Origin of the sequence: Herbidospora yilanensis (genome assembly GCF_001570565.1) — a bacterium.
GTDB lineage: Bacteria > Actinomycetota > Actinomycetes > Streptosporangiales > Streptosporangiaceae > Herbidospora > Herbidospora yilanensis.
On record NZ_BBXE01000018.1, the window covers coordinates 182,446 to 201,423 of the forward strand.

Annotated in this window: 14 protein-coding genes; 10 read left to right on the plus strand and 4 right to left on the minus strand. The window is 70.1% G+C overall.

Going from position 1 to position 18,978, the window contains the following annotated elements:
* Positions 1-5: 5 nt before the first annotated feature.
* Both AW273_RS12075 and AW273_RS12080 read left to right on the plus strand, forming a co-directional pair.
* The gene (locus tag AW273_RS12075) at positions 6-3,161 is read left to right on the plus strand and encodes an ATP-binding protein (RefSeq protein WP_062348250.1); all 3,156 of its coding nucleotides are present in this window, start codon (positions 6-8) and stop codon (positions 3,159-3,161) included.
* Positions 3,162-3,247: 86 nt separating this feature from the next.
* Entirely contained in the window at positions 3,248-4,810 is a 1,563-nt protein-coding gene (locus AW273_RS12080) for a DHA2 family efflux MFS transporter permease subunit (protein ID WP_062348252.1), read from the plus strand.
* A gap of 209 nt (positions 4,811-5,019) precedes the next feature.
* Here AW273_RS12080 and AW273_RS12085 read toward each other — a convergent pair whose 3' ends face one another.
* Complete coding sequence (locus tag AW273_RS12085) at positions 5,020-6,705, minus strand: ribonuclease J (protein WP_062348254.1); 1,686 nt, start codon at positions 6,703-6,705, stop codon at positions 5,020-5,022.
* A gap of 38 nt (positions 6,706-6,743) precedes the next feature.
* The gene (gene dapA, locus AW273_RS12090; protein WP_083949695.1) at positions 6,744-7,661 is read right to left on the minus strand and encodes a 4-hydroxy-tetrahydrodipicolinate synthase; all 918 of its coding nucleotides are present in this window, start codon (positions 7,659-7,661) and stop codon (positions 6,744-6,746) included.
* Positions 7,662-7,888: 227 nt separating this feature from the next.
* Between dapA and AW273_RS12095 the strand changes: the two genes are divergently transcribed.
* On the plus strand, positions 7,889-8,686 hold the full coding sequence (locus AW273_RS12095; RefSeq protein WP_232327316.1) for an ArsR/SmtB family transcription factor: 798 nt from the start codon (positions 7,889-7,891) through the stop codon (positions 8,684-8,686).
* Positions 8,687-8,871: 185 nt separating this feature from the next.
* Here the strand turns inward: AW273_RS12095 and AW273_RS36170 are convergent, their stop codons facing one another.
* Positions 8,872-9,369, minus strand: coding sequence for an ATP-binding protein (locus AW273_RS36170; RefSeq protein ID WP_083949696.1), 498 nt, complete (start codon positions 9,367-9,369; stop codon positions 8,872-8,874).
* A 158-nt stretch (positions 9,370-9,527) separates the two neighbouring features.
* Here AW273_RS36170 and AW273_RS12105 point away from each other — a divergent pair, with 158 nt between their 5' ends.
* From AW273_RS12105 to AW273_RS12125, 5 genes are all read left to right on the plus strand, one after another.
* Entirely contained in the window at positions 9,528-10,250 is a 723-nt protein-coding gene (locus AW273_RS12105) for a GntR family transcriptional regulator (RefSeq protein ID WP_062348262.1), read from the plus strand.
* 1,481 nt (positions 10,251-11,731) lie between these two features.
* Positions 11,732-12,391 (plus strand): JAB domain-containing protein, encoded by a 660-nt coding sequence (locus AW273_RS12110; protein ID WP_232327320.1) that lies wholly within the window; start codon positions 11,732-11,734, stop codon positions 12,389-12,391.
* 94 nt (positions 12,392-12,485) lie between these two features.
* Positions 12,486-12,995 (plus strand): GntR family transcriptional regulator, encoded by a 510-nt coding sequence (locus AW273_RS12115; protein WP_062348264.1) that lies wholly within the window; start codon positions 12,486-12,488, stop codon positions 12,993-12,995.
* Between the two features lie 275 nt (positions 12,996-13,270).
* Positions 13,271-14,524 (plus strand): glycoside hydrolase family 43 protein, encoded by a 1,254-nt coding sequence (locus AW273_RS12120; RefSeq protein ID WP_198168118.1) that lies wholly within the window; start codon positions 13,271-13,273, stop codon positions 14,522-14,524.
* Positions 14,525-14,534: 10 nt separating this feature from the next.
* Positions 14,535-15,947 carry a family 43 glycosylhydrolase gene (locus tag AW273_RS12125; protein WP_083949697.1) on the plus strand — a complete coding sequence of 471 codons (1,413 nt, stop codon included), beginning with the start codon at positions 14,535-14,537 and terminating at the stop codon, positions 15,945-15,947.
* Here the strand turns inward: AW273_RS12125 and AW273_RS12130 are convergent.
* Positions 15,934-16,893 (minus strand): DMT family transporter, encoded by a 960-nt coding sequence (locus AW273_RS12130; protein WP_083949698.1) that lies wholly within the window; start codon positions 16,891-16,893, stop codon positions 15,934-15,936. The two genes, AW273_RS12125 and AW273_RS12130, sit on opposite strands and share 14 nt — an antisense overlap.
* Between AW273_RS12130 and AW273_RS12135 the strand changes: the two genes are divergently transcribed.
* Positions 16,892-18,331 (plus strand): aminotransferase-like domain-containing protein, encoded by a 1,440-nt coding sequence (locus tag AW273_RS12135; RefSeq protein WP_062348269.1) that lies wholly within the window; start codon positions 16,892-16,894, stop codon positions 18,329-18,331. The genes AW273_RS12130 and AW273_RS12135 overlap by 2 nt on opposite strands.
* An 89-nt stretch (positions 18,332-18,420) precedes the next feature.
* Positions 18,421-18,957 (plus strand): CGNR zinc finger domain-containing protein, encoded by a 537-nt coding sequence (locus tag AW273_RS12140; protein ID WP_232327322.1) that lies wholly within the window; start codon positions 18,421-18,423, stop codon positions 18,955-18,957.
* Positions 18,958-18,978: the final 21 nt, after the last annotated feature.

Consider the following 18,978-nt stretch of genomic DNA (forward strand, 5'->3'; position numbering starts at 1 on the left):
GAGGTATGCGTTTCGCCATTCTGGGCCCCCTCGACGTGCGCCGCGACGACGGCACCCCCGTCGAGCTCACCGGCCCGCGCGGACGCACCCTCCTCGCCGCCCTCGCCCTCGACGCGGGCAAGGTCGTGCCCACCGCCCGGCTCATCGACGTCCTCTACGGCGCCACGCCCCCCGCCGGGGCCGCCAACGCCCTCCAGGCCCAGGTCAGCCGGCTCCGCACCGCCCTGGGCGGGCACATCGCCCACACCTCCGCGGGCTACCGCCTCGACACCGACCCCGGCGACGTCGACGCCCACCGCTTCGAACGCCTCACGGCCGAGCACCGCTTCGCCGAGGCGCTGGCGCTCTGGCGCGGCCCCGCCCTCGACGGCCTCCCCGAGACCCTGCGCGGCGCCGCCGCCCGCCTGACCGAACTCCACCTGACGGCCTACCTGGGCCTGATCGACACCGAGCCGGTCACCCCGGCCCTGCTGACCGGGACCGGCGCCGTCCCCGGCCTGCCCGAGATGATCACCCGCCACCCCCTCCACGAGGGCCTGCGCGCCCGCCACATCAGGCTCCTGGCCGCCACGGGCCGCCCCGCCGAGGCGCTGAGCGCGTACGAGGAGGCCCGCCGCCTCCTCGACGAGGAACTCGGCACGACCCCGTCCGAGGAGCTGACGGCGGCCTACCTGGCGGTCTTGCGGGGCGAGGTCCCGGCGGCCGACGATCCACGCCCCGCCGAGCCGGGACCGGCCCCTCACGCCACGGCGCCCGAGCGTGTCGGGGTCCCCGTCCAGTTCACCGCGCTGGTCGGCCGGGAGAACGAACTCGCGGCCGTCCGGGAGATGATGTCCACCGCCCGGCTGGTCACCCTGACCGGCCCCGGCGGCACCGGCAAGACGCGGGTGGCCGCCGAGGCGTGCGCCACCGCCGGCTCCCCCGTCTACTTCGTCGAACTCGCCCCGCTGGCCGACGCCGCCGAGATCCCCCAGGCCGTGCTCAGCACCCTCGGGCTGCGGGAAGGACGGCTGCTCGGGCAGGGCGCCCAGCCCGTCGCCGACCCGGTCGACCGCATCGCCGCCGGGATCGGCGACCGCCCGATGCTCATCGTGCTCGACAACTGCGAGCACCTCGTCGAGGCCGCCGCCGGCTTCGCCGGACGTCTGCTGTCCGCCTGCCCGAGGCTGCGGATCATGGCCACCAGCCGCGAGCCCCTCGCCATCGCCGCCGAGCGGTTGTGCCCGATCCCGCCGCTGGCCCTCCCGCCGTCGGGGATCGATCCCGCCGACGCCCTCTCCTACCCTTCGGTACGCCTGTTCGCCGACCGCGCCGCCGCCGTGCGACCGGGCTTCTGGGAGTCGGCCCAGCCCGCCGAGCTCGACGCCGTCATCAGGATCTGCCGCGCCCTCGACGGGCTGCCGCTCGCGATCGAACTCGCCGCGGCCAGGGTCCGCACGCTCCCGGTGACCGACATCGCCGACGCCACCGACCCGTTCGCGGTGCTGGCGCGCGGGAGCCGTACCGCCGAACCGCGACACCGCACCCTGCGCGCGGTGATCGCCTGGAGCTGGGACCTGCTCGACGACGACGAACGTGTGCTCGCCCGCCGCCTGACCGTCTTCCGCGGCGGCGCGACGCTCAAGGCCGCGCAGGAGGTCTGCGGGCTGCCCCGGCACGACGTGCTCGACCTGCTCGCCGGGCTGGCCGACAAGTCGCTCATCGAGGTCGCCGGCACCCACTACCGCATGCTCGACACCATCCGGGCGTTCTGCGCCGAACAGCTCGCCGAAGCGGGTGAAGCGGAGCGGTTCCGGCAGGCCCACGCCGCCTTTTTCCGCGACTTCGCGCTGGCCGCCGACCCCCACCTGCGCACGGGCGACCAGCTCGAATGGTTGCGCCGCATGGACGCCGACCACGAGAACATGCTGGCCGCCCTCCGCCACGCCGACCCCGCCGACGCGCTGCTGCTCTACTCCGGCCTGACCGGCTACTGGTGGCTGCGCGGCCTGCGCAGCGAGTCGATCAGCTCCGCCACCGAGCTGCTGGCCCGGCTCGGCCCGCGGCCGGAGATGTCCGAGGAGTTCGCGGTGTGCGTGCTGAGCGCCGTCGTCGGCGGCGTCGCCGACCCCGGGCTGCGCGCCCAGCTCGACCGCGTCGCCGAGTGGCTCGACGGCTTCCGGGCGCCGAACCGGCAACCGCTGTTGTGGGTGCTCTGGTCGCAGGCCGTCGGCCCGCCCGACCCGGCGCTGGCCGACGACCTGATCGCCCTCCAGGCCACCTTCGAGCTCGACCCGTGGACCCGCTCCCTGTCGCGGTTCGGCTGGGGCCTGCTGGCCCTGTTCGAGGGCGACCACGTGCGGGCCGAGGAGAACCTCGCCCCAGCCCTGGCCGGCTTCACCACGATCGGCGACCGCTGGGGCATGTCGATGGCGACGACCGGCCTGGCCGAGGTCGCCGAATGGACCGGCCGCCGTGCCGAGGCCCTCGACCTCGTCGACCGGGCCCTCGACCTGCTCCAGAAGCTCGGCACCACCGTCGACATCGCCGAGCTGCTGTGCCGCCGGGCCCAGAACCGGCTCGTGCTCTCCGAACGGTCCGGCCCGGCCCTGCACGCCGCGATCCACGCCGACTTCTCCCGCGCCGCCGAACTGGCCCGCGAGGCCGGCGCGGTCGAGATGATCGGCCGGGCCCGCATCGGCCTGGCCGACCTGGCCCGCCTCCACGGTTCCCTCGCCGAGGCCCGCCAACTGGCCGAACAGGTCCTGGCCGAGTCCGGCGGCGACTGGTTCAGCCTCGACGAGATCCGCGTCGCCGCCAACCTCACCCTGGGCTGGATCGCCTACGCCGAAGGCGACCCCGACCGCACCGAACACCACCACCGCCAGGCCCTGTCGTCGGTGTACGTCCAGCGCAACCGCCTCCAGGCCGCCCGCGTGACCGAGGGCCTGGCCGGCGCGGTCTTCCTCCGCGACGACCCGGCGGGCGCGGCGGCCCTCCTCGGCATCAGCACGGCCCTGCGCGAGGGCCTGCCCAGCGACGAACCCGACCCGACCCGCCTGGCCGCCCGCTGCCGGGCCGTCCTCGGCGAGGCGACCTACGCCGCCGCCCACGCGCGCGGCCTGGAGATGCCGAAAGACCGGCTCATCCCGGTCGTCCTGGAACTGTCCCCGCCCGCCTGAGCCGACGTCAGCGAGCGGTCAGCGGCCCGTCAGCCGCGTCAGCGGGTGGTCAGCCGCAGGTCAGCGGCCCGGCCCAACCTGGGGTCATGACTTCCACCACCCCCGCCGCCGCTGGGAAGAAGTGGGGCACGCTGGTCATCTCGTGCCTCGCCATGCTGCTGCTCGCCCTTGACGTCACCGTTCTCCACCTGGCCACGCCCAAGCTGGTCGAGGACATGACCCCGTCCGCGACCCAACTGCTCTGGATCCTGGACGTCTACGGCTTCGCCCTGGCCGGTCTGCTGATCACCTTCGGCAACATCGGCGACCGCATAGGACGCAAGAAGCTCCTGCTGATCGGCACGGTCGCGTTCGGCGCCGCATCCGCGCTGACCGCCTACGCGCCCACCCCCGAGTTGCTGATCGCCGCACGGGCGCTGCTGGGCGTGGCCGGGGCGACGATCATGCCGTCGACCTTGTCGATCATCCGGAACGTCTTCACCGATCCGAAGGAGCGCACCGCCGCCGTCGGCATCTGGAGCAGCGTCTCGGCCCTCGGTTTCGCCATCGGCCCGGTGGTCGGCGGCGCCCTGCTCGACCACTTCTGGTGGGGTTCGGTGTTCCTGATCAACGTCCCCATCACGCTCGTGCTCGTCGTGGTCGGCTCGATCGTCCTGCCGGAGTCGCGCAACCCGAACCCCGGCCGCCTCGACGTCGTCAGCGTCCCGCTGTCGATCGTCGGCGTCGTCTCCTTCGTGTACGCCTTCAAGGTCGCCGCCCACGACGGCCTCGCCGAGCCCGCGGTCTGGATCTCCACCGCGCTCAGCCTGATCACCATGGTCGTGTTCGTGCGCCGGCAGACCCGGCTGGCCGAGCCCCTGATCGACGTGCGGCTGTTCCGGCTGCGCGCCTTCTCCGGGGCCGTCGGCGCCAACGTGGCGGTCATCTTCGGCACGTTGTCGATCTCGGTGGCCTTCGCCCAGTACTTCCAGCTCGTGCGGGGCTGGTCTCCCCTGATCGCGGGCCTGGCGGGCCTGCCGGGCGGCGTCGGCGCCGCCATCGCCGGCGGTCTGGCCGGCACCCTGATCATGGCGATCGGCCGGGCCAAGACGGTCGCGCTGGGCCTGTTCCTGACCTCGGTCGGCTTCTTCCTCTACGGCCTGATCGACGTCGACACCAGCTACGGCTTCATGTTGCTCCCGATGATCGTCGCCGGTCTCGGCATGGGCTTCACCTTCGCCGTGACCAACGACACGATCATCGCCTCGGTCCCCCGGGAACGCGCCGGCGCCGCCTCCGCGATCTCCGAGACCGCGACCGAGGTCGGCGGCGCGCTCGGCATCGCCGTCCTGGGCAGCGTCCTGGGCGGCCTCTACACCGGGAACCTGACCGTGCCCACCGGGATCCCGGCCGAGGCGGCCGACGTGGCCGGCGAGTCGCTGGGCGGGGCCGTGCACGTGGCCTCCCAGCTCCCCGCCCCGCTCGGCGCCCAGCTCCTGGAGGCCGCCCAGCGCACCTTCGTCGACTCGATGCACTCGACCCTGGTGGTCGGCGCGGTCTCGATGATCGTCCTGGCCGGAGCCTGCCTCTGGGCGCTGCGCGGCACCCCGAAGGAGATCCCCGAGGTCATCCTCGACGACGCCGGCCGGGTCGAGGAGCCCGTCGGCTGACACGTCGGCCGAGTCGCTCCGTTCTGCGGGTAACCGCCCTGAACCGGGCCCGAATCGATCGCCAGACTCAGGTCGTCGCGAGGCCGGCCTGAGCGGCCGGTTGGCGCCGGATACGGCGGGAGCGCGGAGCGGCGGGCGGTGCCGGGGTGGGCGGAGCCGTAACGGAGCAGGAGAAAGGCCCTTCCCCAGAGGGAAGGGCCTTCGCGGGGTCAGGCCTCGACGACCACCGGGATGATCATCGGCCGGCGGCGGTAGGTGTCGCTCACCCAGCGGCCGACCGTGCGGCGGACGACGCGGCGGATCTGCAGCACGTCGGCCACTCCCGCCGCGGCCGTTTCCTGGAGCGCCTTCTCGATCTGGGGGATCACCGCGTCGAGCGAGTCGGGGTCGATGCCCGATCCGCGCGCCGTGATCTCGGGGCCGCCCGTGAGGCGGCCGGTGGTCGAGTCGACGACCACCACGATCGAGATGAAGCCCTCGTCACCCAGGATGCGCCGGTCTTTCAGCGCCACCTCGGTGATGTCGCCGACCGAGGTGCCGTCGACGAAGACGTAGCCGGCCGGGACCGCGCCGACCACCTTCGCCTGCCCGTCGACCAGGTCGACCACGACCCCGTCTTCGGCGATGACGACGTTCTCCTCGGGCACCCCGGTGAGCCGCGCGAGCCGCGCGTGGGCCCGCAGGTGCCGCCACTCGCCGTGGACCGGCATGAAGTTGGACGGTTTGGTGGCGTTGAGGACGTAGAGCAGTTCCCCGGCGGCGGCGTGACCCGACACGTGGACCAGCGCGTTGCCCTTGTGGACGACCTTCGCGCCCCACCGGGTCAGCCCGTTGATGACCTTGTTGACCGCCGTCTCGTTGCCGGGCACCAGCGACGACGCCAGCAGCACCGTGTCGCCCTCGGCGATGCGGATCGGGTGGTCGCGGTTGGCCATGCGCGACAGCGCCGCCATCGGCTCACCCTGCGAACCGGTGCAGATGAGCACGACGTCTTCCGGCGGCCACTCCTCGATCTCGCGCGAGTCGACCAGGATCCCGGCCGGCACCTTGAGATAGCCGAGCTCACGCGCCACGCCCATGTTGCGGACCATCGACCGCCCGATGAGGGCGATCTTGCGGCCGTGCTTCTGGGCCGAGTCGACGACCTGCTGCACGCGGTGGATGTGGGACGCGAAGCACGCCACGATGATGCGCTTGTCGGCCACCCGGATCACGTCGTCGATCACCGGTGCGATGTCGCGCTCGCTGGTGACGAACCCGGGCACCTCGGCGTTGGTCGAGTCGGACATCAGCAGGTCGACGCCCTCGGCGCCGAGCCGGGCGAACCCGCCCAGGTCGGTCAGCCGGCCGTCCATCGGGAGCTGGTCCATCTTGAAGTCGCCGGTGTGCAGCACGATGCCGGCGGGGGTCCGCACGGCGACCGCGAGCGCGTCGGGGATCGAGTGGTTGACCGCGAAGAACTCGAGCTCGAACGGCCCGAACCGGCGCCGCTCCCCCTCGACGACCTCGACCGTGACCGGCTGGATGCGGTGCTCGGTGAGCTTGGCCTCGATCAGCCCGAGGGTCAGCTTCGCCCCGACGAGCGGGATGTCGCGCCGCTCGCGCAGCAGGTAGGGCACCGCGCCGATGTGGTCTTCGTGGGCATGGGTCAGCACGACGGCCTCGACCTGGTCGAGCCGGTCGCGGATGTATTCGAAGTCGGGCAGGATCAGGTCGACTCCGGGCTGGTCGACTTCAGGGAACAGCACCCCGCAGTCGACGATCAGCAACCGGCCTTCGTATTCGAAGACCGCCATGTTGCGGCCGATCTCCCCGAGCCCGCCCAGGGCGACGATCCGCAGGCCTCCTTCGGGTAGCGGCGGAGGCGGGCCGAGTTCCGGATGGGGATGACTCATGCGCGCACCCCGTGATCATGGGGTGTAGCCAGCAGCACTCAATCTCCTATGACCTTCAGGCCGCCCGCGACGAGGTCGGCGCGGAGCAGCGCGATCTGTTCAGGTGTTGCCTCGACCAGCGGCAGCCGGCTCGGACCGGCTTCCTGGCCGACAAGTCTCAGTGCGGCCTTCGCCATGATCGCCCCACCGGCCTGGTTCATGATCCCCGAAATGACGGGGGTCAGGCGCAGGTGGATCTCGCGGGCCCCCGCGACGTCACCCTGGCGAAACCGCTTGATCATCTCAGCGAGGTCGGCCCCCGCTACGTGACCGATCACGCTCACGAACCCGGCCGCGCCGACCGACAACCACGGCAGGTTGACCGCGTCGTCGCCCGAGTAGACGGCCAGGTCGGTCGCGAGCATGACCTCGGACGTGGTGTGGAAGTCTCCCTTGGCATCCTTGACCGCGACGATCCGCGGATGCTGCGCCAGCCGGATCAGCGTCTCACGCGCGATCGGGATGACGGACCGCCCGGGGATGTCGTAGAGCATCACCGGCAACTCGGTCGCGTCGGCGATCGCCGCGAAGTGGCGGTAGACCCCCTCCTGCGGGGGACGGCTGTAATAAGGCGTGACCGCCAGCAGGCCATGGGCCCCGGCCCGCTCGGCCGCCTTCGCCGCCTTCACGCTGTGGGCGGTGTCGTAGGTGCCGACCCCCGCGATCACGAAGGCCCGGTCTCCGACGGCCTCGACCACGGCGCGGACGAGGAGCTCTTTCTCCTCGTCGGTGGTCGTGGGGCTCTCACCCGTGGTCCCGCTCACGACCAGGCCGTCATTGCGCTGCTCGTCGACGAGGAAGCCGGCCAGGCGCTGCGCCGCGTCGTAGTCGACGGCTCCGTCGACGGTGAAAGGGGTCACCATCGCGGTCAGCATGCGGCCGAAGGGGGCGTCAGAGGTTCCAGTTGGCGATGCCATAGACCGAACGGTACCCGGATCCGCCCAAACGGTGGACCCCGCCACCCCGCCTGTGGACAACGGCGTGGGCCGCCGGGCACGAAAGAGGCCGCCGATATGTGCTCGGGGGTACACACATCAGCGGCCTCTATCCCTCAATCGACCCGTCTTACGGCCGCGTTACAGACTCTTGGAACTTATTTTCCCGCGTTGACATGCAGCCATTTGGCTGCCTATCGTGCGGTGGCGTGGACGACGAGGTTTTCCGGGCGCTGGCCGACCCCAGCCGCCGCGAGCTGCTCGACCGGCTGAACGCCGCCAACGGCCAGACTCTGCGTCAGTTGTGTGACGGCCTGGCGATGGCCCGGCAGTCGGTGAGCAAACATCTGGCCGTCCTGGAGTCGGCCGGCCTGATCACCACGACCCGGCGCGGCCGCGAAAAACTCCACTACCTGAACGCCGAACCGATCAACGCGATCGCCGACCGCTGGCTCGGCCGATACGCGAGGGCCAGGGCGAGCGCCCTGGCCGACCTCAAGACCGCATTGGAGCACCGGCCCATGACCACGACCGAGTTCGCCTACACGACCTACATCAAGACGACCCCCGAACGCCTCTGGGAGGCCCTGACCACACCGGAGTTCACCCGCCGCTACTGGGGCGTGTCACTGGAGTCGACGTGGGAGGTGGGGGCGCCGGTGACGTGGGGCATGGGCGAGGTGCGCATGGACGACCCCGCGCACCAGGTGGTGCTGGAGTCCAAGCCCCACGAGCGGCTCTCCTACACCTGGCACACACTGACCGACGAGTTCGCGGCGGCCGTCGACCTGACCGGGGAGAGACTGGCGGAATGGCGGGCCGAGCCGCGCTCGAAGGTGACGTTCACCCTGGAGCCGATGGGCGAGCTGGTGAAACTGACGGTGATCCATGACGACTTCATGGAGGGCTCGGCGATCCTCCCCGAGATCGGGCAGGGGTGGCCGGCCATCCTGTCGAACCTGAAGACCTACCTGGAGACGGGCGAAACCCTTCCCGCCCTGAGCTGAGCAGCCCCGGATCGCATGGCCGTAATCACCGTGACGAGAGTCCGAAAATCCGCCCCCGGCGCGCTGAATGCGGACATGCCCCAACGGCTCTCGCAGTGGAAGCCCGCCTAGCAGATCGCCGTCTGGCGTGACCGGGGCGGCCGACACCACGGCTCTCGTAGTGGAAGCCCGCTTAGCGGCCGGCCCTACGGCTCTCGTAGCGGCAGCCCGCCCATGCCCTCCCTCTCCAGGCCTCCCGGGGAGGGCGGCCCCATCGCGGTCAGCGGCAGGTCGCCAAGTGGCGCCGATGGGGACGGACACCAGCCGGGCCCGATCTCCGGGAGGGAACGGAGCCGGGCCCCGGGATCGTCGAGCTGGGCCCACGAGGTGACGTACACGTCTCCCAGACCCTCGTGTCCCCACGCCGTGGCCATCGCGCGGACGATCCCGAGGCCCCGGCCGTGCTCGTCGCCGGGCGACGGGCGTTTCTCGCCGGGCACGGTCGCCCCGCCCCCAGGATCCGTCACTTCTATACGAATGGAGCGTTCCAGCTTAATAACGCATACGCGGACGATACCCCCATTAGGGCTTCTGCTATAACGAATGGCATTCGAGAAGAACTCGGAAACGACGACCTCGGCATCATGGGCAAGTGGGTGCCCATCGAGGTAGCGGCGGACGAATAGCCTGGCCACGGCCGACATCGAAGCTCGTCCAGGCAGGGACAAAGTATGACGATCCACGACAGGATCCTCCACAGGTCAAGAGTAAAGTTGGAATCACAACTGATGGCCATTACTCTGGGTTGTGCATCGGATACGGGAGGATCGGAATTAACGCTTTACAGTCCAAGGATGGATAAGTGGCCAACTCCGATCCGGTTTACCTGCGTGTTGTCGAAGACCTCCGCCGTCAGATAACGGAGGGCCTGTTGCAACCCGGAGCGCCGATTCCCTCACGGCACCAGATCACCCGGAAGTACGGCGTCGGCGAAACCGCCGCTCGCCACGCGCTTCGAGTGCTGGCCCAAGAAGGGTTGATCATCGGCCGCGTCGGGTCGGGCCATCGGGTCCGTCAACGACCGGACCTGCTCCCGCTCCACCGTGCCCAGGCCCACTTCTCGACCGACATGCACGCCGTCGGGCGCCGCCCGACGTGTGACGTCAAGACCGATTCCGCCGAGGCCAGGCCCGACATCGCCGTACGCCTGCGCATCGCCGCCCAGTCCCCCGTCACGAGAACGCGCATCGTCTATCGCAGCGACGGCAAACCCGTGCAGCTCGCGGTGTCGTACGAACCCATCGTCTACAACGACGGCACCGACGACGTCACTCAAGTCGCCCACCGCCTCGGCGGAAACGGCCTGAAGCTGACCGAGGTGACCGAACACGTGTACGCGCGGGTCCCCCAGCCCGTGGAAAGCGACGTCCTGGACCTCCCGGCAGGCGTCCACGTGCTCCACGTGGAACGCACCCACTGGGCGGGCGACAAACCCGTGGAGACCAGCGACGTGATCATCCCGTGCGACCAGTTCCGTCTCGTCTACACCCTCCCCGCTCCCTACGGAGACCAGATCAACCGCTGAGGCCCTCCCTCCAACGGGCTTCTCTTGCAGGTGCACTTCCGGGTCGCGGGAACCTCTCTTCGGCGGGGTTCCCGCGACTTGTCGTGTGGTGTGGGCGTTTCGAGGATTCGGCATGTCCTGTCCTTGGGATCGCGGTTGTCACCGGCCCCTGAGGCAAAGCAGGAACACACGTTGTCTCGTCAAGCACATGCGCATGTGCCTATAGGGCACCTGCCCATAGGCCGTCGCCGAGCGCCTAATGGGGCGACACGGCATGGTCGCCCGGCGCAGGCCGAGCGCAGCACGACAAAGCCGCAAGCTCGCCCTTGGTCAAATAGGGCCGGGAACTTGCGACGACAACTACCGACTCCAGCCCTCGCCCTGACTTTCGGGCCGGCGACGGGCACCCTGACCGGCTCACCGCTACTCACTGCCACACAACGAGTCCTCACGACACCCATTTCGCGCCCAGATGGGCCAGCCGGTAAGCGACGTGCGGATGCGGCCGGTCGCCGGCGCCTCCCGATAGGCACCAGCGACCGGCCCCCTCGCCGCTCAAGCGCACCGGATCGCGAGCAGCGAGAGACTCATGGGGCATCGGGTTCGTAGCAGACGTACAAGAAGTGCTTCTGGGATCAGCGCACCGCGAGCCACACGCGGATGCCACGTCGGCGTTTCGGGGCACGGGGTGGCCGCGACGCGGAGACTCATCTTTCGCCAGCTGTGCGCTCTTCGGGGACCGCAGCTATCCACGTTCAAGCTCAGACTTCACGAACGGAGGTCAACCGGCCGCTGGAAGCGCCGACGCGTTCCAGCGGCCGGCCCCTCACCACCTGGCAAGGCAGGCAGGTGGTGAGCGCCTGTGGGACTTCCTCGGATGTCGGCACCGGTAGAGCGGAACTGAGCCTGTGCCGACGTCGCAAGAGGGTGCCGGTCGCTGGAACTCTCCCTCGTTCGTTCCAGCGACCGGCCGCTCGCCGCTCCACCGGTGGGGGCGATGTGGGGCGGCGAGTGCTTGAAGGCGATTCGGCGCAGGTGGTTGGCCGCTTTGTTCGGATAGCTCATGAAGACCAGGGGCGATTCGATGAAGTGCGGTGCCGTCGTTCGATCATCCGAAGCGGGCAGGGGAACCCAAGGCGGCGACCATTCTCTGTGGCGGTCAAAGTGGTCAAACAGACCTGTTGCTCGAGACCCGACCAGATCCCCCCATAGCGGGACGGCGGTCAATTCAGCCCTACGGAGAGCATTCACACGCCCTCAACGCCGGCGCACGACAGGTCATACAGGAACAGCCAGAGAACAGTACATAAACGCCCAGACGGGAGCGACGCAGACATACTCTCGCGAACGAGGCAACAGGACGTCCTGGTAGAACAATTCCGTTCTAATCAGGGAAATCGCGTCACAACCATGCCTGGGACATAAAACACTTTCAGCCCCAAATCGGATGGACAAATGCGGGCACCGAAAGAACGTCGGTGGGTGATGGTAAAACGTGCCCCATGGGGTTGCGGGTCAAGGACATGGCGGCTGGCGATCAGCCACGTGAGCGTTTGCTCGAGAAAGGAGGCAACGCCCTGGCCGACCGGGAATTACTGGCCATACTCCTCGGATCAGGCAGCCGCGGCATGAGCGCCGTCGAGCTCGCCTCGCAGGTGATCTCCCACTGCGGCGATCTCGGGGAACTTTCGCGCTCGGAGCCACATCGGCTGCTCAGCGTTCCGGGGGTCGGGCCCGCCAAGGCCGCCCGGGTCGCCGCCGCCTTTCATCTTGTACGTCGCTCGCAAAGCGGCCCCGGCCCATTGCGCATCACCTCCTCGGCCGACCTCGCCGCCCTGGTCGCCCCGTTCCTGCGGGAGCAGACGAAGGAGCGCCTGGTCCTGGTCGTCTGCGACGCCGGCGGCGGGGTGTTGCGCCAGCTCGTGGTCACCGAGGGCGGGAGCGACCACACCTCGTTGCCCGTCCGCGATGTGATCACGGCGGTGCTCACCTCGGGAGGGGCGGCGTTCGGGGTCGCGCACAACCATCCGAGCGGCTCCACCGAGCCCAGCCCCGCCGACGTGACCTCGACCGACCATCTGCGAAACGCTTCCGACATCGTTGGCCTCACCTTCCTCGATCACCTTGTGGTCACCGACACCAAGTGGCGTCGCGTTTGTTGACCCTCAATCTACCTATAGGTCTAGTCGCCGTCTATAGAGACTCAGCAAGTGTCTGGTTTCTGGGTATACGTACTGTTTGGTCTACGATACGAAGATGCTCGACCGAGAGGGACCCGTGCCGGTCTACAAGCAGATAGCCGAGGAGCTCCGGCGGAAGATCGCCGAGGGCGAGCTGAGCCCCGGCGACGCCATCCCCAGCGAGGCCGAACTCGAAGCCGAATACAACGTCGCCCGCATGACCGCCCGCCGGGTGGCACGCGAGCTGCGTGACCAGGGCCTCGCCTACACGATCCAGGGAGAGGGCACCTTCGTGGGCACGCCCGACACCCCGCGATCGGAACTCCCCGTCTACCAGCAGATCGCCAAAGTCCTGGCGGAGAAGATCCGCTCGGGCGAGTTCCCGGCCAACCGCGCCCTGCCGAGCGAGAAGGTCCTGATGGCCGAACACGGCGTGGCCAAGGCGACCGTGCGCCAGGCGATCGCGACCCTGCGGAAACAGGGTTACGTGTTCACGGTGCCCTACCGGGGGACGTACGCGACGGCCCGTGAGAAGTGGCCCAAGCCGAAACGCTCGACTCCGGCGTCTCGCCAGAACGGACTGTGACAAGGAGTCGCTTCAGCCTGGGAAGCCTGGGCGGGCGGATCCACCGCCTGCCCAGGCCGGCACCGGTCCCATGATTCGCGGCGCGATTTCCGTCAACATGGAGGCGAAAGAGCCCGCGAATCCGGTTCCTCGCGCAGCAGGCCCGAAAGTTTCACAGCCACCCCCCATGCCACCTGCGCCGATACACCCACCCCGTTGACAGGCCCATGTCCCGGGGTTAGCCATGAGTCCCGATGTTAGCGATAACAGATGGACACCTCCCCATGCTCAGAAGAGTGCCGCTCCCCCTCCTCCTCATCCTCGTCGCCGTCCTGATCCACCCCGCCCCCGCCAACGCCGCCGGCCCCGCCCCGCACTACCTCATGACGGCGTTCACCAACGCCAGCGAGTCGAACATGTACGTCTACGACTCCAGCAACGCCACGAACTACAACCTGATCAGGGCCAACGCCTACACGCCCCCGTCCGGCCTGATCCGCGACCCGAGCGTCATCAAGCACAGCGACGGCTTCTACCACCTCGTCTACACGACCGGCTGGACCGGCAACACGATCGGGTTCGCCCGAAGTGCCGACGCCGTCACCTGGACGTTCCAGCGCAACGTCGCCGTCGGGCTGAACGGCTCCACGGGCAGCACGTGGGCGCCCGAGTGGTTCCGCGACTCCGACGGCAGCGTGCACGTCGTCTTCTCGGCGTCGACGACCGGCACGGCGGGGCAGTTCCGGCCCTATCGGATCACGGCCACCGACTCCTCGCTCTCGGCGTGGTCGGCGGCGACGCCGCTCGGCATTCCGGCCAACTACATCGACAGTTTCCTGGTCAAGGTCGGGGGGACGTACCACAACTTCCTGAAGAACGAGACGACCAAGTACATCGAGCATGCCACCGCCACCAGCCTCAACGGGCCCTGGACGTTCGTCGGCACGGGCAACTGGGCGGGCTGGGGGTCGGGGCTCGAAGGGCCCGCGCTCGTGCGGCTTCCGGACAACCGGTGGCGGCTCTATTTCGACAACTACTCGGGCGGGCGGTACTACTACGCCGACAGCTCCGACCTGTGGAGTTTCTCGGGCCGGACCGAGCTCTCCGGCTTGTCGGGCACGGCCCGGCACTTCACCGTGATCCGGGAGGACTCCGGTGACACCACGGCGCTGCCGACCGGCAACCGGTCCCTGCGGGCCGGGTCGCTGTACGTGCGGCACCGCGACTACCAGGCCTATCTGGAGAACGTGAGCTCGTCCAGCCCGCTCCTGGCGCGGCAGGACGCGACGTTCACGATCGGCGCGGGGCTGGCCCACTCCGGGTGCTACTCGTTCCAGGCGGTCAACTTCCCCGGCTACTACCTGCGCCACTACGACATGCGGCTCGTGCTGCAGCGCAACGACGGGTCGGCGATCTTCCGCGGCGACGCCACCTTCTGCGCCCGGGGGGCGTTGCTGGAGTCGTACAACCTGCCCGGGAAGTTCCTGAACGGCAGCCTGCGTCTCGACCCGACCGGCACCGCCTTCACCGTGACCGCCCCGCTCGCCTGAGAGGACCCCGATGCGCCTGTTACGCCTGGTCGTCGTCGTGGCGACGCTGCTCGTGCTGACACCGCTGCCGGCGCAGGCCAGTCCGGCCGTGCAGTACGCCAACCCCATCGCGGCGCAGCGCGCCGACCCGCACATCTTCCGGCACACCGACGGCTACTACTACTTCACCGCCACGGTGCCCGAGTACGACCGCATCGTGCTCCGCCGCGCGACCACGATCCAGGGCCTGGCCACCGCCCCGGAGACCGTCATCTGGCGCAGGCACACCTCGGGCGAGATGGGCGCGCACATCTGGGCGCCCGAGATCCACTTCATCGACGGCCGCTGGTACGTCTACTTCGCCGCCGGCCGCGCCGACGACGTGTGGCGCATCCGCATGTACGTCCTGGAGAGCGGTTCGGCCAACCCCCTGACCGGCACGTGGACCGAGCGCGGACGCATCGTCACCCCGTGGGACACCTTCTCGCTGGACGCCTCGACGTTCGTCCACAACGGCGTCCGCTACCTGATCTGGGCGCAGCAGGAGCCGGGCGTCTCGACCAACTCCAACCTGTACATCGCCCGCATGGGCGCCAACCCGTGGCAGATCACCGGGACCACCACCCGCCTGACCATCCCCACCCTGGCCTGGGAGACCAGGGGCTACCGGGTGGCCGAGGGGCCGTCGGTGATCCAGCGCAACGGGCGGTTGTTCATGACCTATTCGGCCAGCGCCACGGACGCGAACTACTGCCTCGGCCTGCTGACCGCCTCGGCGTCGGCCGATCCGCTCAACGCCGCGTCGTGGACCAAGAGCGCCAACCCGGTCTTCGTCTCCAGCTCCGCGACGAGCCAGTTCGGCCCCGGCCACAACTCCTTCACGGTCTCGGAGGACGGCCAGAGCGACCTGCTCGTCTACCACGACCGGTCGTACCAGAACATCTCCGGCGACCCGCTCAACGACCCGAACCGGCGGACGCGGGTGCAGAAGATCTACTGGCGGGCCGACGGCACGCCCGACTTCGGCATGCCCGTGCCCGACGGCGCGACCCCGGTGCGGCTCATGTCGGGTGACCACGCGATCCGGCACTGGGAGTACCGCGCCCGGTTGGAGGCCGGCGTCACGCCTCTGGCCGACAGCCAGTTCCGGCAGGTCACCGGTCTGACCGGGGCGGGCACGGTGTCGCTGGAGTCGACCAACTTCCCGGGCTACTTCCTGCGGCACCGCAACCACGAGGGCTGGGTCGAGCGCAACGACAACTCGGCCCTGTTCCGCTCCGACGCCTCGTTCCACCGCCGCACCGGGCTGACCGGCAGCGGCGTCTCGTACGAGTCGGTCAACTTCCCCGGCTACTTCCTGCGCCACCGGTCGGGCCTGGTCTGGGTCGAGCAGAACGACGGCACCGCCGCCTTCCGCGGCAGCGCCACGTTCACGCTGGAATAGCGTTCGCCCGGGTGCGCTGGGTGGCGGCCACGCAGACGAGCACCGCCATGGCCGCCACGATCGTCCACGGGTCGAACGGCTCGCCGAGGAGGAGGACCGCCCACGTCAGTGTCAGCAGCGGCTGCGCGAGCTGGGTCTGGCCCGCTCGCGCGATGCCGCCCCGGGCGAGGCCCGCGTACCAGGGGATGAAGCCGAGGTACATGGACACGAGACCGGTGTACAGGAAGCCCGCGACCGACTCGGCCGTGAACGCCGGCCCGGTCGTGAGGGCGAGCCAGACGGTCAGCGGAACCGTCAGGGGGGCGGCCACGACGAGCGCGTAGGAGATGACGCGCCAGCCGGGGGTGGTCCGGGTCAGCCGGGCCCCCTCGGTGTAGCCGACGGCGGCAGAGCCGAGGGCCAGGACGAGCAGCAGGTCGGCCGTGGTCACGTGGCCGCCGCCCCGGGACAGGGTGAACACGGTGATCGACAGCGCCCCCAGGCCGCAGGCGAGCCAGAAGGCGGCCCGGGGGCGTTCCCCCGCGCGCAACACGGCGAAGACCGCGGTGGCGGCCGGGAGCAGGCCGATGACGACCGCCGAGTGGGAGGTGGACGCGCCGCCGTACAGGGCGAGGCCGCTGAAGACGGGGAAGCCGAAGACCACGCCGAGGGCGATGACGGCGTACGACCCGAGGTCGCGGCGGGGCGGCAGCAGCGGGGCACGCGCGATCAGGAGGAAGCCGACGGCCACGGCCAGGGCGAGCACGGCACGGCCGATGGCGACCAGGAAGGGGTCGAGGCCGCGCATGGCGTACACGGTGGCCGGCATCGAGCCGGAGAAGGCGAGGACGCCGACGGCGGCGAGCGCCGTGCCGAGACGGGCCTGCGCTGCGGCGCTATCAGGACGGCCAATCGATGCGCTACTAACTACCTGATCACGAGTGGTAGCGCTACTCTGGTCTCTCATGAACGACGATAGCAGTGTCGCTCGTCTCGCCGACAGCCTGAAAGCCCGGGCCGCCTGCCTGCGGCCGGGCGACCGGCTTCCCTCCAGCCGGGAGATCGTCCAGGCTCACGGCGTCTCGCCCGTCACCGTCTCCAGGGCCGTCGCGCGGCTGGTCGCCGAAGGGGTGGTCACCACCCGGCCGGGCGCGGGCGCGTTCGTCGCCGCGCCGCCGCGTCCCCGGGAGACCGATCCCTCCTGGCAGACGGTCGCCCTGGGCGAGCGGGTCGTCGACGAGGCGCCGCTGACGTCGATCCTCCAGCAGCCGGAGGAGGGGGTGATCCCGCTCACCGGCGGCTATCTCAACCCGGTGCTGCGGCCGACCAAGGAACTCGGCGCGGCCGCGATCAGGGCAGTGAAGCGGCCCGACGCGTGGTCGATGCCGCCGCGCGCGGGGGTGCCCGAGTTGCGCACCTGGTTCGCCGGCGAGACGGAGACGACGCAGAACGACGTGCTGATCGTCAGCGGCGGGCAGGCCGCGCTGACCCACGCCTTCCGGGGGCTGGCCGCGCCGGGCGATCCGCTGCTGGTGGAGACGCCGACCTATCCGGGGGCGCTGGCGACCGCGCGGGCGGCCGGGCTGCGGGTGGTGCCGGTGCCGGCCGACGAGGGCGGGGTGCGGCCCGACCAGCTCGCGGAGGCGTTCGCGCGGACCAGGGCCAGGGTCTTCTACTGCCAGCCGACGCTGCAGAACCCGACGGGGGCGACACAGTCACTGGAGCGGCGGCGGCAGGTGCTCGACATCGCGCGGGCCGCGGGCGCCTTCGTCGTGGAGGACGACTTCGCCCGCTATCTCACCGCCACTCCCCCGCCGCCTCCGCTGGTGGCGCTCGACACGCACGGCACGGTCGTGCACGTGTTGTCGCTCAGCAAGATCACCGCGCCCAGTCTCCGGGTCGCCGGGCTCGTCGCCAGGGGGCCGGCCGCCGCGCGGCTGCGGGCCGCGCAGATCGTCGAGTCGTTCTTCGTCGCCCGGCCGCTCCAGGAGACGGCGCTGGAGTTCGTGTCGGCCCCGGCCTGGCGGCGGCACCGGGCCGCCGTCGCCGGGGAGATCGAGGAGAGGCGGGGGATCCTGATGGAGAGCCTGCGGCGGCATCTGCCCGACGTGCGCGCGGACCTGGTGCCGAAGGGAGGGCTGCACGTGTGGGCACGGCTCCCGCCCGCCCTCGACGAAGCGGCGCTCGTCGAACGTGCCCAGCGAGCCGGCGTGCTGGTCAGCCCCGGGCGGATCTATCACGCCGCCGAGCCGCCGGGGCCCTGGTTGCGGCTCACCCACACGGCCGCGTCCCATCGGGCCGAGCTGGCCGAGGGGGTCATTCGGCTCGCGACGGCTTACGGGGAACTCGCGGCTGACGCTCCCGGCGCTTCTTCTGCTGGAAGGCCAGGTAAGCGAGGTAGCTGACGTGCATGGTCTCCTCCTCAGGAATCTCAACACCAGCTAAAGCGTTATGGGGGTGTCGAGTTATTCCCGGCTAGAGTGCCCCGGAAGGGGTGATCAACGTGTCCGGCCCGGCTGAACTGCTGCGCGACTTCGTCAACACCTACGACGTCGAGACCGATACCGACGACCTGACCTCCCCGCAGGCGTTGCGCGACTGGCTGGAGGCCCACGGCCTCGAATCCGCCGCCGATCTCGCGCTCGCCAAAGAGCTGCGGGAAGGTCTCAGGGCCGGCCTGCGGCACAATCACGACGCGGTGGCGTACCCGGCCCCCGAACCTCTGGAGACGGCGCTGACGGCGCTTCCGCTGCGCGTCACCCTCGACGGCGGCACGCCCCGGCTGGCGCCGGCCGACGGCGCGGACCAGCGCGGTCTGGCGCAACTCGCGGCCATGATCGCTGCGGCGCACGCCGACGGGACCTGGCCACGCCTTAAGGTGTGCGTCGAGAGCACCTGCCAGGCCGCCTTCATCGACGCGTCGAAGAACCGGTCACGGGCGTGGTGCTCGATGCGCGTGTGTGGAAATCGCACGAAAACTCGGACATATAGGGCACGACGTCAGGCTGAAGGTCCGGGGATGCCCGCCTGACCAGTACGGTGTCATAGGCAC

What these genes read in the sequence shown, in the direction of transcription:
- AW273_RS12075 (WP_062348250.1), top strand. Translation starts at nt 6, where the DNA reads ATGCGTTTCGCCATTCTGGGCCCCCTCGACGTGCGCCGCGACGACGGC.
- AW273_RS12080 (WP_062348252.1), top strand. Translation starts at nt 3,248, where the DNA reads ATGACTTCCACCACCCCCGCCGCCGCTGGGAAGAAGTGGGGCACGCTG.
- AW273_RS12085 (WP_062348254.1), bottom strand. Translation starts at nt 6,705, where the DNA reads ATGAGTCATCCCCATCCGGAACTCGGCCCGCCTCCGCCGCTACCCGAA.
- dapA (WP_083949695.1), bottom strand. Translation starts at nt 7,661, where the DNA reads ATGGCATCGCCAACTGGAACCTCTGACGCCCCCTTCGGCCGCATGCTG.
- AW273_RS36170 (WP_083949696.1), bottom strand. Translation starts at nt 9,369, where the DNA reads ATGTCGGCCGTGGCCAGGCTATTCGTCCGCCGCTACCTCGATGGGCAC.
- AW273_RS12110 (WP_232327320.1), top strand. Translation starts at nt 11,732, where the DNA reads ATGGGGTTGCGGGTCAAGGACATGGCGGCTGGCGATCAGCCACGTGAG.
- AW273_RS12115 (WP_062348264.1), top strand. Translation starts at nt 12,486, where the DNA reads ATGCTCGACCGAGAGGGACCCGTGCCGGTCTACAAGCAGATAGCCGAG.
- AW273_RS12125 (WP_083949697.1), top strand. Translation starts at nt 14,535, where the DNA reads ATGCGCCTGTTACGCCTGGTCGTCGTCGTGGCGACGCTGCTCGTGCTG.
- AW273_RS12135 (WP_062348269.1), top strand. Translation starts at nt 16,892, where the DNA reads ATGAACGACGATAGCAGTGTCGCTCGTCTCGCCGACAGCCTGAAAGCC.
- AW273_RS12130 (WP_083949698.1), bottom strand. Translation starts at nt 16,893, where the DNA reads ATGAGAGACCAGAGTAGCGCTACCACTCGTGATCAGGTAGTTAGTAGC.